The organism is Streptomyces sp. NPDC002776 (genome assembly GCF_053592195.1).
In genome coordinates this window covers 124703-138742 of record NZ_JBSFVG010000002.1, presented here as the reverse complement: position 1 = coordinate 138742, position 14040 = coordinate 124703, and the positions used below count along the sequence as shown (strand labels likewise).

The 14040-nt window shown below is 71.3% G+C and carries 12 protein-coding genes; 4 read left to right on the top strand and 8 right to left on the bottom strand.

The features are described 5' to 3' along the window. Positions 1-9: 9 nt before the first annotated feature. Positions 10-1839 (bottom strand): endonuclease/exonuclease/phosphatase family protein, encoded by a 1830-nt coding sequence (locus tag ACWD11_RS04740; protein ID WP_451281298.1) that lies wholly within the window; start codon positions 1837-1839, stop codon positions 10-12. A gap of 274 nt (positions 1840-2113) precedes the next feature. On the opposite strand from ACWD11_RS04740, the gene ACWD11_RS04735 reads away from it, so the two are divergent. From ACWD11_RS04735 to ACWD11_RS04720, 4 genes are all read left to right on the top strand, one after another. Beyond that, positions 2114-3535 (top strand): hypothetical protein, encoded by a 1422-nt coding sequence (locus ACWD11_RS04735; protein ID WP_451281296.1) that lies wholly within the window; start codon positions 2114-2116, stop codon positions 3533-3535. Positions 3536-3659: 124 nt separating this feature from the next. Then, complete coding sequence (locus ACWD11_RS04730) at positions 3660-4343, top strand: Crp/Fnr family transcriptional regulator (protein ID WP_389418741.1); 684 nt, start codon at positions 3660-3662, stop codon at positions 4341-4343. 235 nt (positions 4344-4578) lie between these two features. Next, a complete protein-coding gene (locus ACWD11_RS04725; RefSeq protein ID WP_389418742.1) occupies positions 4579-5817 on the top strand; it encodes a hypothetical protein in 1239 nt (412 codons plus the stop codon). A 131-nt stretch (positions 5818-5948) separates the two neighbouring features. Next, positions 5949-6431, top strand: coding sequence for a hypothetical protein (locus ACWD11_RS04720; RefSeq protein WP_451281291.1), 483 nt, complete (start codon positions 5949-5951; stop codon positions 6429-6431). An 81-nt stretch (positions 6432-6512) separates the two neighbouring features. On the opposite strand, the gene ACWD11_RS04715 is transcribed toward ACWD11_RS04720, so the two are convergent. From ACWD11_RS04715 to ACWD11_RS04685, 7 genes are all read right to left on the bottom strand, one after another. Then, positions 6513-7727 (bottom strand): TerD family protein, encoded by a 1215-nt coding sequence (locus ACWD11_RS04715; RefSeq protein WP_389418873.1) that lies wholly within the window; start codon positions 7725-7727, stop codon positions 6513-6515. A 140-nt stretch (positions 7728-7867) separates the two neighbouring features. Continuing rightward, positions 7868-8857, bottom strand: a complete 990-nt coding sequence (locus ACWD11_RS04710; RefSeq protein WP_389418744.1) for a zinc-dependent alcohol dehydrogenase family protein — start codon at positions 8855-8857, stop codon at positions 7868-7870. Next, a complete protein-coding gene (locus ACWD11_RS04705; protein ID WP_451281289.1) occupies positions 8854-9678 on the bottom strand; it encodes a carbohydrate ABC transporter permease in 825 nt (274 codons plus the stop codon). The genes ACWD11_RS04710 and ACWD11_RS04705 overlap by 4 nt, the downstream gene beginning before the upstream one ends. Then, the gene (locus ACWD11_RS04700) at positions 9675-10613 is read right to left on the bottom strand and encodes a carbohydrate ABC transporter permease (protein ID WP_451281287.1); all 939 of its coding nucleotides are present in this window, start codon (positions 10611-10613) and stop codon (positions 9675-9677) included. Before ACWD11_RS04700 ends, ACWD11_RS04705 begins: the two co-directional genes overlap by 4 nt. Then, the gene (locus ACWD11_RS04695; RefSeq protein ID WP_451281285.1) at positions 10610-11977 is read right to left on the bottom strand and encodes an ABC transporter substrate-binding protein; all 1368 of its coding nucleotides are present in this window, start codon (positions 11975-11977) and stop codon (positions 10610-10612) included. Before ACWD11_RS04695 ends, ACWD11_RS04700 begins: the two co-directional genes overlap by 4 nt. Positions 11978-12066: 89 nt before the next feature. After that, entirely contained in the window at positions 12067-12834 is a 768-nt protein-coding gene (locus ACWD11_RS04690; protein WP_389418748.1) for a DeoR/GlpR family DNA-binding transcription regulator, read from the bottom strand. 326 nt (positions 12835-13160) lie between these two features. Beyond that, positions 13161-13970 (bottom strand): NAD-dependent epimerase/dehydratase family protein, encoded by an 810-nt coding sequence (locus ACWD11_RS04685; protein ID WP_451281283.1) that lies wholly within the window; start codon positions 13968-13970, stop codon positions 13161-13163. Positions 13971-14040 lie beyond the last annotated feature (70 nt).

The following is a 14040-nucleotide window of genomic DNA, read 5'->3' as shown; positions in this document are numbered from 1 at the left end:
GGGCGGGAGTTACGGCTTGAAGCGCAGGACCTGCGGGTCGTGGTCGCTGATCTGGTCGTGGAACTCCGCGTTGATGTGCACGCTGTCGTACTCGAGGTCACAGCCGCGCCGGATCGACGGGCTGACCAGGATCTGGTCCAGGACCTGGCTGTTGCCCTGGTAGACGTACGAGTAACGCTCGCTCCGCGGCAGCGACTTGACCGCCGACCACAGGGCGCCGTCGCTCTCCAGGATCTTGGTGGTCCCGGAGAACTCGAAGTCGTTGATGTCGCCGAGCGTGACGACGTCCGCGTTCTTCTGGGTGGCGAGGATGTCCTTGACGAAGGAGTTCACCAGCGTCGCCTGCTGGTGCCGCTGCGTCTCAGAGCTGCGCCGGACCGGCTGGTACTGCGAGGTCAGACCGTGGTCGCCGCCCTTGGAGTTGAAGTGGTTGGCGATCACGAAGACCGTACGGCCCCGGAAGGCGAACTCCCCGACCAGCGGCTTGCGGCTGGAGTTCCAGGCCGCGTTCGCCGGGTCGATACGGCCCGGGGAGACCGTCAGCGCGGCCTTGCCCCGCTCCTCGGTGACCCCGGCGGCCGTCGTGGCGTCGCCGCCCGCGCGGTCCGTGAACGAGACCCGCTCCGGGTTGAACAGGAACGCCTGACGGATGTTGCCGCCCGGCTCACCCCCGTCGGTGTTGTTCACCGGGTCGATGGAGCGCCAGTCGTAGCGCGGGCCGCCGGCGGCGACGATCGCGTCGATCAGCTTCTGCATCGTCTGGTCGGCGGCGACCGTACCGTCGTTCTTCGCGCCCGTGTTGTCCTGGATCTCCTCCAGGGACACGATGTCGGGCGCCTGGAGGTGGTGCACGATCGCGGAGGCGTGCTCCTCGAAGGTGGCGTCGGACGGGTCGAGGTTCTCGACGTTGTACGTCGCGACCGCCAGCTCGCCGTTCTTCTGCTTCTCGGTGGTCTCCCGCTCCAGGCCGCCGCTCTCCAGGGTGCCGAGCCGGTTCGCGATCAGCGTGTAGCCGCCGAACTGGTTGTAGTCCAGCGGGCCCGCGGTGGTGCCGGTGAGGGTGTCGCCGACGTTCGCCTTCGGGAAGTCGGCGACCGCGCCGAGCGACTGGATCTGGATGCGGCCGGTGTTCTGCGACGCGTAGGAGCCGTACACCGTGCCGCCGCGGTGGTTGCGGTTCTCCCACGGCTTCACCGTGACCCACAGCTCGGTGTACGGGTCGGTGGCGCCGACCACCCGGGTGTCGGAGACCTGGACGTTCATGCCCTCCAGCGACTCGAACAGGTCCAGGGCGTACGCGGACGGCTTCAGCGGCAGGCCGTTGACCGAGTCGCCGGCGGCGCTGTCCCCCACCGGGACGTAGGCGCTCGGCACCGAGTCCGCGTCGATGACCGTCGCCGCCGGGACGGCGTTGCCGCTGGAGACCACGGTGGTGGTCGGGCGGGTGATCTCGGTCAGCGCCTGGTTGCCGGAGGAGGTCCCGCCGGGCACGAACTCCGTGACCGTGCCGGAGACCTTCACCAGGTCGCCGACGGCCACGCCCCTCGGCGTGGAGCCGGTGAAGACGAAGACGCCCTCACTGGTGGCCGGATCGGCGTCCGCGGCCGGGTCCTGGATCCAGAAGCCGCGGGACGAGCCGTAGGTGCGCACCCCGGTGACGATGCCGGTCACGTCCGTGACCTGCTGCCCGGCGTACGGGGATATGCGGGTGTTGCCCTGGATGTCATGGATGCGCACCGAGTCGGCGTGCGCGGGCGAGGTGAGGACGACGGTGGACGCCGCGGAACAGACAGCGGCGACGGTGAGCGCGGCGAGGCGCGCGGACGACTTGCTCGGCAACGGGATCCCTCCGGGGACGTGCGTGGGCGCCGGGACGAGGGTGGAGCGAGGATGGCGGGAGCCGCGACCGGCGAGGCCGGTGCGACGCGCGTAGAGATTCGGTGAACACGTGTCCTTTGAATGTCTACGCGCGTAATCTCCTGCCTGGTCAGGCCACTTGTCAAGGTTTCGGCCATGTACACGGGCCAACGGGCAGATGAACCGGGCGGCATGGGGCCAAATCCGTCTAGGCTGAGCGGCTGAGTAGTACGACGCGTCCTAGGAGAATCAGCCGATGTCAGACAGCTCCCCCCTGCCGCCGGTGCGGCTGCATCCCGAAACGGAGCTGGCGCGGGACGCGCTGTCCACGCCCCTGCTCTCCCGGGCCGCCCGGCTCGCCCGCTGGGCCGGCCCCGACACCCGCGTCGACGCCGGCGGCGGGCTCGCCGAGGAACAGCTCCCCGCCGCCGCCGAGGTCCTCGGCCTGACCGGGGACGACGCCGCCGCCCACGCCAGTGAGGCCTGGCGCGTCGCCGTCGACACCGGGCTCGTCGAGATCACCGACGAGCAGGAGGGCACCGTCACGGCGGGCGAGGACCTGGCGCTGCTCACCGGCGGCTCCCCGCACGATGTGCTCGCGGTGTGGCAGGCGGCGCTGGAGACGGTGCTCGCGGACGCCGGGGTGCCGGACCTCGACGACCTGGTCGACGCCATGGGCGAGGGCGGCGAGCTGGACCTCTCCCAGCTGGACTGGGACCCCGACGCCGAGGCGGAGTTCCTCGACGGGGTGCTCGGGAACCTCTACCTGCTGACGGCCAGCGAGGACGGCCCCGGCGACTCCCCGGTGCCGCTGCCGGCCCTCGCCGCGTCGATGATCGTGCCCAACGACATGGGGGAGCCGACCAACGACGTCCTGGAACAGGTCTCCGACGCGATGATGCGCCTCGACGACCAGTTCCGGCTGCTGGAGCCGGTCGGGCTCGTGGAGTACCAGCCGGTCGACGAGGCGCTGATGGCCGACGCCGACGAGGAGCCGTCCGCGCCCGTCGACGAGACGGACGTCTCGCGCTACGGCCTGGTGCGGCTGACCCCGCTCGGTCTGTACGGCCTGCGCGCCCGGCTGCTGGAGGCCGGCTTCACGGCGCCGGCCGTCGGGGACCTGGTGGACAAGGGGGCCGACGCGCTCCTCGACGGCACGGCCGACTTCCCGCCGGGTGCCGCGCAGGCGGAGACCGAGCAGTGGCTGAGCCGACGTCAGGCGCTGCCCGCCGCACGGGAGTTGCTGGCGGCGGCCCGTGGGTCGGACTCCGGGGCACCGCTGCGCCGGCTGCGGTGCCAGCAGGCGCTGTCGCTGGTGGGCGCCGAGGCGGAGCCCGCCTTGCGGGAGGTCCTGGACGACCCCGAACTGGGCGGCCTCGCCCGGGTCTGGCTGACCGAGCGGGGCGCCCCGGACGTGCCGGCGCCCTCCGAGGCGATGGTGTTCTGGCTGACCATCGACACGGTCGCCGCGCAGCTCGCGGCCGAGGGGAACTCCGAGGAGCTGCGAGCCCTGGTGTCCGGGCTCGCCGAGCAGCACAGCGGGTTCTTCACGGCGGTGTGGCGGGTGGACCATCCCGCTACCGCGGAGGTGCTGGAGGCGATGGGGCGGCTGCATCCGGACAAGCGGATCGCCAAGGAGGCGCGGAAGGCCGCGTTCAAGGCACGGTCGCAGGGCTGACGAGGGGGCGGGGTGTGGGGCGCGCCGGCGGCCGGTCGCGCCCCCCGCGGTACCGCCGCGCATCGCCACCGCCCCGCGCACCTGGGGGAGTTGGTGTGCCCGAACAGAACCTGGGGGAGTTGGTGTGCCCGAACAGTGGCGCCCCGGAAGTTTTCTCGGCGGACTGAGCGGCGCCGCCCGCCTCGCGCTCTCCGCCCGGGCGGAACCCGTCTCCTTCGGGCGCGGCGCACTCCTGATGGCCGAAGGCGAGGCCGGCTCCGATGTCTTCGTGCTGCTCTCCTCGTACGTCAAGGTCACCGCCTCCCTCGCCGGCGGGGGGTGGACCCTCGTCGCCGTGCGGATGGGAGGGGATCTGGTCGGGGAGCTCGCCGGGATGAGCGGGGCTCCGCGCAGTGCCTCGGTGAGGGCCTGCGGGAGCGAGCCCGTCACCGCGCTCCGGCTGGCGTGGGAGGAGTTCGAGCGGGTCAAGTCCGAGCACCCGGAGGTGCTGCTGCGGTTGCAGGAGTCCGTCAGCCGGAAGCTGGCGGCCGCCACCCGGCGGCGCGTCGACTTTCACCGGCGCAGCCCCACTGTCCGGCTTGCCCGTGTTCTGGTGGAGATGGCCGATGACTTCGGGCAGTCGGTGCGCGGTCGCGAGGTAATCCTTCCGATGGACCTCAAGCACATGGAGTGGGGCGAGCTGATCGGCGTCTCGGAGAGCACCGCGTACCGCGCGCTGCGGGACCTGCGTGATCTCGTGGACGCCCATCACCGGCGCCTCATCGTCACGGATCTGACAGGGCTTCAGGCGGTGGCCGAACAGGAGTGAGCGCCGGGGCGTGCGACGGGCGCCGGGACAGGTGGCGACCCTTCGTTCGGGTGTGATATTCACCTGTTGTCACCACGTCAGGGACTTCGTCCTCCTCGGGAGAGGTCGCACGCATTTGCACGGCTACGACTCCGAGTCCGCTGACGGACCGGGATCAGATCCAGTCGAGGATCTCTTCGAAGCGGTTTTTGTCCGAGCCGATCTGGGCGACTACAGCAGTTTTCTCGGCCCCGAGATGGTCGAGGCGCAGGCGGCGCTGTACGGGGCGTACCAAGAGGCGCTCGGACAGATGCCCGAGGCGTTGCGCGGGGAGTGGCGGGGCTTCCAGAAGGACGGCGACGGATTCCTTGTCCTGTGGCCCAGCAAGCGGATGAGCCTGGTCGTCGCCAGATTCGTCACGGCCTTCCAGGACACCCTCGCCAAGAAGAACATCGGCCGGGAACCCGCCAAGCTGCTGCGGGTGCGCCTCTCGGTCGTCACCGGCCTCGCCGCGGACAGCGCGCTCGGCACCGCGGGCGAGGGGGCCGTCGAGGCCAAGCGGCTGGTCGACTGCCGGCAGGCCAAGTGGCTCCAGCGGGAGTTCGCCGACCAGCAGCTCGTGGTGGTCGTCAGCCAGTACGTGTACGAGCAGACCGTGCGCGGGGGCTGGGCCGCCGGTGTCGCCCCGGAGAGCTTCCAGCCGGTCCAGGTGCTCGACAAGCACAAGAAGCGCCGCGGCGCCTATCTCAGCGCCCCCGGCCGCACCGCGGAAGAGGTGCGCAGGACGGTCCACCCCTCGGTGTTCGCCTGGCTCCGGCGCCGTTTCGGCAGCACCCTCGCACCCCGGGTCCGCCGGATCTCCCGGGCCGTCAACCGGACGCCGCGGCTGGTCCTGGTCTCCCTGGCGGCATCGGCCGTGGCCGTCCTGACGGCGGCGGCGCTCCTCGGCACCCCGCGGTTCGGCTGGCCCTCCGGCGGGGCCGGAACCGTGGACGCCTCGGTGTGGACGGCGGAGACGGCCTACCCCTGGCCGGACGAGCGACCGGGGCCCTCGACCTCGCGTTCGGAGGCCGGGCGGCCCTCCCTGTCCGTCCCCTCGGCCACCGCCGGGGACGAGCGCGGCACCGTCGGCAACGTCGGCGACGGCGGGTTCCTCGCCGCCGGCCCGGAGGGCGTCCGGGTCCTGGCCGACCCGGACGGCATCGGGCGGACCTGGCGGTGGAGTCCGGCGGGCGGCGGACGGCTGCGGCTGACGACCGGCCAGGACCGGGTACTGACCGTCGCCCCGGGCAGCGGCGAGGTCTTCCTCGCCGGCCATGCCGGCACTCCCGCCCAGGAGTGGTGGGCCGTGCCCGTGCCCGGTGGCAAGGGCTCCTTCCGGCTCCACAACGCGGCCCGCCCGGACGACTGCCTCACCGCCGGCGGCGAGGGCGGCGCGCCCTCGATGCGGACCTGCCGGCCGGGGGACCGCGGACAGGAGTGGACGGCCGGCTGACACCCGCCCCCGCACGCGCGCCCGCATGACCCCCCACGCCCCGGCGCCGCCCCGTCACCTGACGGGCGATGCCCGGCGCGGGGGCTGGTCCCGGCACCCTGGTGGGACGGGAGCCGGGGTAGGGAGCATCGATGTCGGAGTACGGGGGCGGCCGGGCGATGGAGATCGCCGTGGCCGCGGGGCTCGGGGCACTGTCGGCCTTCCAGGGATACGTCCAGGAAGCCGACGCGAAGATCAACAGCATGCTGGTGGTGCACACCGGGGCCGTCGTCGCCGTGGTGACCATGCTCGGCAACGGCGGCCGGGAGCGGCACGGAACCGTCACCGACGTCGCCCTCACCCTGTTCGCCGTCGCCTTCCTGGTCTCCGGCTACCACATGGCCCGGGCCATCCGGCCCCGGCTGCGGGTGCCGCTGCCGCTCAGCCCGTTCGGTTTCATGGGCCTCGACATCGCGCCGGCCGTCGAGCCGGGCGAACTGTGCGGCCAGCTGTGGGACATGGCCCGCCTGCTGGGCGTCATCGCGCACGCCAAGAACCGCCATCTGCTGCGGGCCATGCCGTGGACGGGCCTGATGCTGTGCTGCGGAGTCGCGGTGGCGGTGTCGAGCGGGTAAGTGCCGGGTCCGCGTCCATGGCCGGGCTCGGGCCCCCGGCGCCGGGCGCCCCCTTTAGCGGGGGCGCCCCGGAGTTTGTGCCTACAGTGCCTGGGCCGCGGGCTTGACCATGCCGCGGACCGTGCGGGACTTCACGAAGTCGCCCAGGGCCGTCATCTCCCACTCGCCGGAGAACTGGCGGATGAGCTTGGCCATCATCACGCCGGTCTGCGGTTCGGCGGAGGTCAGGTCGAAGCGGACGAGCTCCTCGCCGGTGGTGCCGTCGAGGAGCCGGCAGTAGGCCTTGGCGACCTCGGTGAACTTCTGGCCGGAGAAGGAGTTCACCGTGAAGACCAGACCGGTGACGTCCTGGGGGAGCCGGCCGAGGTCGACGCTGATGACCTCGTCGTCGCCCCCGCCCTCGCCGGTGAGGTTGTCGCCGGAGTGGCGGATCGCGCCGCTGACGATCTGCAGCTTGCCGAAATAGCAGCTGTCGACGTGGTTGCGCTGCGGGCCGTAGGCGATGACCGAGGCGTCCAGGTCGATGTCCTTGCCGCGGTACGCCGGCTCCCAGCCGAGGCCCATCTTGACCTGCGAGAGCAGCGGGCGGCCGCCCTTCATCAGGGAGACGGTCTGGTTCTTCTGGAGACTGACGCGGCCCTTGTCGAGGTTGATCTTCCCGGCGCCGGGGGCCGGGGGCGCGGGCGGGGCGGGGGGTGCCGCCTGGGCCGGGGCCGGGGGCGTCGCCATCGGTGCCGCGGGCGGGGCGGCCGGGGGCTGCACGGCCGGCTGGGCCGGGGCCACGGGGGTCGGCGCCGGTGCCGGTTCCTCGACGGTGACGCCGAAGTCGGTGGCGATGCCGGCGAGGCCGTTGGAGTAGCCCTGGCCGACCGCTCGGGCCTTCCAGGCGCCGTTACGGAGGTAGATCTCCACGATGACCAGCGCGGTCTCGTTGCCGAGCTGCGGGGGAGTGAAGGAGGCCAGGACGCTGTTGTCGTCGGCGTTGCGGATCGTCGCCGTCGGTTCGACGCCCTGGAAGGTCTGGCCGGCGGCGTCCGGGCTGGCGGTGACGACGATCTTCTCGATCCCCGGGGGGACGGCGGAGGTGTCGACCGTGATCGCGTCCGGGGCCGTGCCGCCGCCCGAGCGGTAGGTCACGCCCGGGCCGGCGGGCTGGTTGTAGAAGATGAAGTCGTCGTCGGAGCGCACCTTGCCGTCGGCGGTGAGCAGCAGGCCCGATACGTCGAGCCGCACCGGAGCGGCGACGTCCACCGTCACACGCGCGACGGGGAGTGGGATGTTCGAGCCGGGGGTCATAGCTGTCATGCCCGGTGAACGAGCGAGGTCTCTTTGCCGTTCCCTTACCGGGGGACCGTTCGGGTCACGCGCGGTTGCGCGGATGGCTACGTCCGGCCCGCCCCGGCGGCACCGGGGTTCTTCGCCCCCGCCGCGTTCCGCTAGGGGACCACCACGATCTTGCGGCCCACCCCCGCCGCGAACTGGTCCAGTGCCTGCGGGTACCGGGCCAGGGGGATGCGGTCACTGATGAAGACGTCGGGGTCCAGGACGCCGCCCGCGAAGAGTTCCGCCGCTCGTTCGAAGCTGTGCAGGACGGCCATGGAGCCGGTGATGGTGATCTCCTGGTTGTAGATGCGGTACGGGTCGATCGACACGCGCGTGCCGTAGTCCGCCACCCCGAACTGCAGGAACGTGCCGGCCTTCGCCACCCTCTCCAGGCCGTCCTGGATCGCCGCCGCGTTGCCCGTCGCGTCGACCACCAGGTCCCAGCCCTGCGGCCGGTCCAGCTCGTCCGCGCTCCCCGCCGACGCCGACACCCCCAGCCGCCGGGCCGTCTCCAGGCGCGCCGGGTTCACGTCCACCACGTCGACGCTCGCCGCCCCCGTCCGCTTCGCCAGTTCCAGCATCATCAGGCCCATGGTTCCCGAGCCGTAGATCAGGACGTGCGCCCCGAGGCGGGACTGCAGGACGTCGTAGCCGCGGACGGCGCACGACAGCGGCTCCACCAGCGCCGCGTCCTGGGTACGGACGTGGTCGGGCAGCCGTACGCAATTCGCGACCGGGGCCAGCGCGTACTGCGCGGCGCCTCCCGGCGTCGTCACGCCGATCGCGGCCCAGCGTGCGCAGAGGTTGTTGTGGCCGGTACGGCAGTAGCGGCACTCGTGGCAGTACAGGGACGGGTCCACCGCCACCCGGTCGCCCTCCGACAGTTCGGTGACCTGGGTGCCCACGCCGACCACCGTGCCCGCGAACTCGTGCCCGGGCACGATCGGCAGTTCCGGTGCGAACTCGCCCTGGAGGATGTGCAGGTCCGTTCCGCACAGGCCGCACGCGGCGACCTCCACGACGACGTCGCGCGGGCCCGGCGTCGGATCCGGGACCTCGGCGACCACGGCCCGGCCCCTGGACTCGATGACGGCGGCCTTCATTTCACGGCTCCCAACGACAGGCCCTGGACCAGTTTGTCCTGGGCGGCGAACCCCGCGGCGAGCACCGGCAGGGAGATGACGAGCGACGCGGCGCACACCTTCGCCAGGAACAGGCCCTGGCTGGTGATGAAGCCGGTCAGGAAGACGGGGGCGGTCTCGGCCACCACGCCGGTCAGCACCCGGGCGAAGAGCAGTTCGTTCCAGCTGAAGATGAAGCAGATCAGGGCGGTGGCGGCGATGCCGGGGAGGGCGATCGGGGCGACCACGCGGGCCAGGATCGTGGGCAGCTTCGCGCCGTCCACCCGGGCCGCCTCGATGATCGCCACCGGTACCTCGGACAGGAACGACTGCATCATCCAGACCGCGATCGGCAGGTTCATCGAGGTGTAGAGGACGACCAGCAGCCAGATGTTGTCGAGCAGGCCGGTGTTCTTCGCGAACAGGTAGATGGGCAGCAGGCCCGCCACGACCGGCAGCATCTTCGTGGACAGGAAGAAGAACAGGACGTCCGTCCACTTCTTCACCGGGCGGATGGACAGGGCGTAGGCCGCCGGGATCGCCAGCAGCAGCACCAGCAGCGTCGAACCCAGCGAGGCCACGGTCGAGTTGATCAGCGACGGCCAGGGGCTCGCCCCGCCGTCGGTGCCGAAGAACTCCCGGTAGCCGTCCAGGGTGAGCGCCGCCCCGAACGACGGCGGGTTCGTCGCCGCGTCCTCCTCCGAGTGGAAGGACGTCAGGGCCATCCAGGCGATGGGCAGGAAGAACAGGATGCCGAGGAACCAGGCCAGCAGGCCGAGGCCGTTTCTGCGTACGGCGTTCATGCGCGGGACACCTCCTCGCGGAACAGGGACGAGACGACCCGCAGCGCGAAGGTCGCGATGATGATCGAGCCGATGACGACCAGGACGCCGGCCGCCGAGGCGAGGCCGTTCTCATGGGCCTGGTAGAAGCTCTGGTAGACGGTGTAGGGGAGGTTCGCCGTGCCCAGGCCGCCCGAGGTGAGCGTGAACACCGCGTCGAAGTTCTGGACGATGTAGATCGAGCCCAGCAGGGCCCCGAGTTCGAGGTAGCGGCGCAGGTGCGGGAGCGTGAGATGGCGGAAGATCTGCCAGTCGCTCGCGCCGTCCACCCGGGCCGCCTCGATCTGCTGCTGGTCGCGGCTCTGGAGCCCCGCCAGCAGGATCAGCATCATGAACGGCGTCCACTGCCAGACCAGGGCGGCTTCCACGGCGAGCAGCGGAGTGGTGGAGATCCAGTCCGGCTGCGGGCCGCCCACATAGTGCAACAGGCCGTTGAACAGGCCGTACTCGGGGTTGTAGAGGACGTGCTTCCACAGCAGCGCCGCTGCCACGGGGACCACCAGGAACGGGGCGATCAGCAGGGTGCGGACCACGCCCCGGCCCTTGAACCTCCGGTCCAGCAGCAGGGCGAGGGCCAGGCCCAGGACCAGGCTCGCCAGCACCACCGCCAACGTGAGCAGGATCGTCGTCCACACCGAGCGGCGCAGGTCGGCATCGGTGAGGACGTCCGCGTAGTTCGCGAGGCCGGTGAAGCTGCGGGCGTCGGGGTACAGCGAGTTCCAGTCGAAGAACGAGATCACCAGCGTGGCCACGAACGGCAGCTGGGTCACCGCGATCATGAAGATCAGGGCGGGCAGGAGCGGGGCGCGGGTCGCCCACGCGCGCAGCCGGTCCGAGGGGGGTTTCCCGGTGCGGACGGCGGGTGTCGCGGTCGGGGCTGTGGTGGTGGCGGTCATCGTCCCTCGTACTCCTCGGAGATCTTCTCGGCGAGGTCCTGTGCCTTCTTCAGGGCCGACTCGACGGACTGGCGTCCGGCGATGGCCGCGCTGATCTCCTGGGAGACCTTGGTGCCGAGGTCGGTGAACTCGGGGATGCCGACGAACTGGATGCCGGGTGCCGGGCGCGGCTGCACTCCCGGGTCGCCCGGGCGGGCGCCCTCGATGGCCTCCTTCGTCATCTCCTGGAAGGCGGCGGCCTCTTCGCGGTACGCCGGGTTCTGGTACGTGGAGGCGCGCTTGCCCGCCGGGACGCTGGACCAGCCGATCTCGTCGCCGACCAGTTGCTCGTACTCCTTGCTCGACGCCCAGGAGACGAACCGCCAGGCCTTGTCGGGGTTGCGGGAGGCATCCTGGATGCCCCAGGCCCAGGTGTAGAGCCAGCCGGAGGAGTCGGTCCGCTCGACCGGCGCGGGCGCGTAGCCGACCTTGCCCTTGACCGGGGAGTCGGCGGACTCCAGGGAACCGGCCGCGGAGGTGGCGTCGTACCACATGGCGACCTTGCCCTGGGTCATGTTGTTCAGGCACTCGGCGAAGCCGGACTGGGCCGCGCCGGACTGGCCGTGCTCCCGGACGAGGCCGACATAGAACTTCGTCGCCTCCGCCCACTCCGGGGAGTCGAGCCGGGCGTGCCAGTCCTGGTCGAACCAGGTGCCGCCGAAGGTGTTCACGACCGTGGTGAGGGGTGCCATGACCTCGCCCCAGCCGGGCAGACCGCGCAGGCAGATGCCCTTCATGCCCGGCTCGGCGCCGTCCAGCCGGGCGGCGAGGTCGGCCACCTGCCGCCAGGTGGGGCGGGCGGGCATCGTCAGGCCCTGCTCGTCGAAGACGTCCTTGCGGTACATCAGGAAGGACGACTCGCCGTAGAAGGGCTGGCCGTAGAGCTTGCCGTCGTCGCCGGTCAGGGACTGGCGCATCGGCTTGAGGATGTCCTGCTCGTCGTAGGCCGGGTCGTCGGCGACGTAGGAGTCCATCTCCTTCAGCCAGTCGTTGCGGGCGTAGATCGGTATCTCGTAGTTGGAGAGGGTGGCGACGTCGTACTGGCCGGCCTGGTTGGCGAAGTCCTGGCTGATCTTGTCGCGGACGTCGTTCTCGGGCAGCACGGTGAAGTTGACCTTGATGCCGGTCTCTTCGGTGAAGTGGGGGGCGAGTTTCTGCAGCTCCACCATCTGCGGGTTGTTGACCATGAGGACGTTGATCGAGTCGCCGCCCGATCCGGCCCCGCCCGCTCCGACCCAGCAGCCGGAGAGCAGCGGGGCGAGCAGCGTCCCTACGGCGGCCGTGGCGAGCGCGGCTCGCGGCCTCCGTCGGCTCTGGGTTCGCATGGATCGCTCCTGGACCTCGGGAAATGACATAGGGGGATATAAGGGGCGTCGATGGGGCTACGACCCCCCTGGGGACGTCAGTTTGAAAGTCAGACCCTGATGACCTGCGGGCCCAGCAGGGAGTAGCGGTGCGCCTCCGCCGAGGGCAGCAGGGTGCTCGTCACGATCGCCTCCAGGGCGCCGACCTCGGCGAACCGGCAGAAGCTGACCGCGCCGAACTTGGTGTGCACACCCACGAACACGGTCCGCCGGGAGGCCCGTACGGCCTGGGCCTTGACCTCGCTGACCGCCGGGTCGGGAGTGGTCAGACCGTGCTCCCGGGAGATGCCGTTGGCGCCGATGAACGCCAGGTCGATGACGAAGCCGGCCAGCATCTTCGTCGTCCAGTGGTCCACGGTGGCCAGGGTGCCGGCCCGGACCCGGCCGCCGAGCAGCAGCACCGAGACGTTCTCGGCCTCCGCGAGCGCGCCCGCCACCGGCAGGGACGCGGTGACCACGGTCAGCGGCCGGTCCCGGGGGAGTGCCTCGGCGATGAGCTGGGGGGTGAAGCCCTCGTCGACGAAGACGGTCTCGGCGTCCCCGAGCAGGTCCGCCGCGGCGGTCGCGATCCGGCGCTTCTCGGGTACGTGGCTGGTGGCGCGGAAGGCGAGCGTCGTCTCGAAGCCGGCGCTCTCCACGGGGTAGGCGCCGCCGTGGGTGCGGCGGACCAGGCCGTGGTCCTCCAGGGCGCGGAGGTCCCGGCGTACGGTCTCCCTGGCCACGCCCAGGTCGGCGGCGAGGGCGTTGACGTCGACGGAGCCGTTCGCGCGGGCGGCGCGGATGATCTCGCGCTGGCGTTCTTCCGCGGTTCTGGTCATCTTCGTCGCCCGCCTTCTCGCATGTGCTGCCCGTTCGGGCTCATGCAGGAAGTTCTACAGCGGCGGTTCTTCGGTGACCAGGTCTGTTGCGCGCCCATTGCTGCCCGGGTGTGCCCGTTCGGTCTCGGGGCGGCCACGGGCTCGGCGGGCGCTCCTGTCACTCGGCCGCGGGTTCGTCGTGGCTGGTCGCGCAGTTCCCCGCGCCCCTGAACCGGTGCTGTCCCGCCGTACGCCGGAAGGCTCGGTCCGTTGTTCTCCCGTGCCCGAATGGGTGGGCGGAGCGGTCCGTTCTGTGCCCGTCCGCCCTTGCCACGCGTCCTTTTCGGTCAGTACGGCCAGATCGGCGGGTCGTTCACGAAGTGGCCGCCCAGGCAGGCGTGGGCCTCGTTCGCGGGATCCAGGTCGCCGTGTTCCGCGATCAGCTTCTCGGCGTAGGGCTCGGAGTCGTCCTCGGGGGTGTAGCCGAGGGAGCGGGCCGTGGTGAGGTCCCACCACAGGCGGGTGTTGGCGGAGGAGCCGTAGACGACCGTGTGGCCGACCTCCTCGGCGGTCAGGGCCGCGTGGAAGAGGCGGGCGCCGTCGGCGGGGCTCATCCAGACCGACAGCATGCGGACGCTGGTGGGCTCCGGGAAGCAGGAGCCGATGCGCACCGAGACGGTCTCCAGACCGTACTTGTCCCAGTAGAACTGGGCGAGGTCCTCGCCGAAGGACTTGGACAGGCCGTAGAAGGTGTCCGGGCGGCGCGGGGTGTCGACCGGGATCAGCGGGTCGTCGCCCTGCGGGCGGGGGGTGAAGCCGACCGCGTGGTTGGAGGAGGCGAAGACGATGCGCCCGACGCCCTCCTCGCGCGCGGCCTCGTAGAGGTGGTAGGTGCCCTCGATGTTCGCCCGGAGGATCTTCTCGAAGGGGGCTTCCAGGGAGATGCCCGCCAGGTGGATGATCGCGTCGACGCCCCGGACGGCCTCGCGCAGCGCCTCCCGGTCGGCGAGGTCCGCCACGATGGCGTCCGGCTCGCCCTCGATCGGGCGCAGGTCGAGCAGGCGCAGCTCATAGCCGTACTCGGGCAGCAGGTCCCGCATCAGGGTGCCGAGGCCGCCGGCGGCGCCGGTGAGCAGAACGGTGCGGGGCGCTGGCATCCTCGGTCTCCTTGAGTGGGCAGCCGGAGCGGAACGGCCGTATGAGTGCACGGTATTCACATTCGTGGAC

Coding starts and splice junctions, on each gene's coding strand:
- ACWD11_RS04725 (WP_389418742.1), top strand. CDS start 4,579: ATGGTCGAGGCGCAGGCGGCGCTGTACGGGGCGTACCAAGAGGCGCTC.
- ACWD11_RS04705 (WP_451281289.1), bottom strand. CDS start 9,678: ATGAACGCCGTACGCAGAAACGGCCTCGGCCTGCTGGCCTGGTTCCTC.
- ACWD11_RS04735 (WP_451281296.1), top strand. CDS start 2,114: ATGTCAGACAGCTCCCCCCTGCCGCCGGTGCGGCTGCATCCCGAAACG.
- ACWD11_RS04715 (WP_389418873.1), bottom strand. CDS start 7,727: ATGACCCCCGGCTCGAACATCCCACTCCCCGTCGCGCGTGTGACGGTG.
- ACWD11_RS04720 (WP_451281291.1), top strand. CDS start 5,949: ATGTCGGAGTACGGGGGCGGCCGGGCGATGGAGATCGCCGTGGCCGCG.
- ACWD11_RS04685 (WP_451281283.1), bottom strand. CDS start 13,970: ATGCCAGCGCCCCGCACCGTTCTGCTCACCGGCGCCGCCGGCGGCCTC.
- ACWD11_RS04690 (WP_389418748.1), bottom strand. CDS start 12,834: ATGACCAGAACCGCGGAAGAACGCCAGCGCGAGATCATCCGCGCCGCC.
- ACWD11_RS04700 (WP_451281287.1), bottom strand. CDS start 10,613: ATGACCGCCACCACCACAGCCCCGACCGCGACACCCGCCGTCCGCACC.
- ACWD11_RS04695 (WP_451281285.1), bottom strand. CDS start 11,977: ATGCGAACCCAGAGCCGACGGAGGCCGCGAGCCGCGCTCGCCACGGCC.
- ACWD11_RS04710 (WP_389418744.1), bottom strand. CDS start 8,857: ATGAAGGCCGCCGTCATCGAGTCCAGGGGCCGGGCCGTGGTCGCCGAG.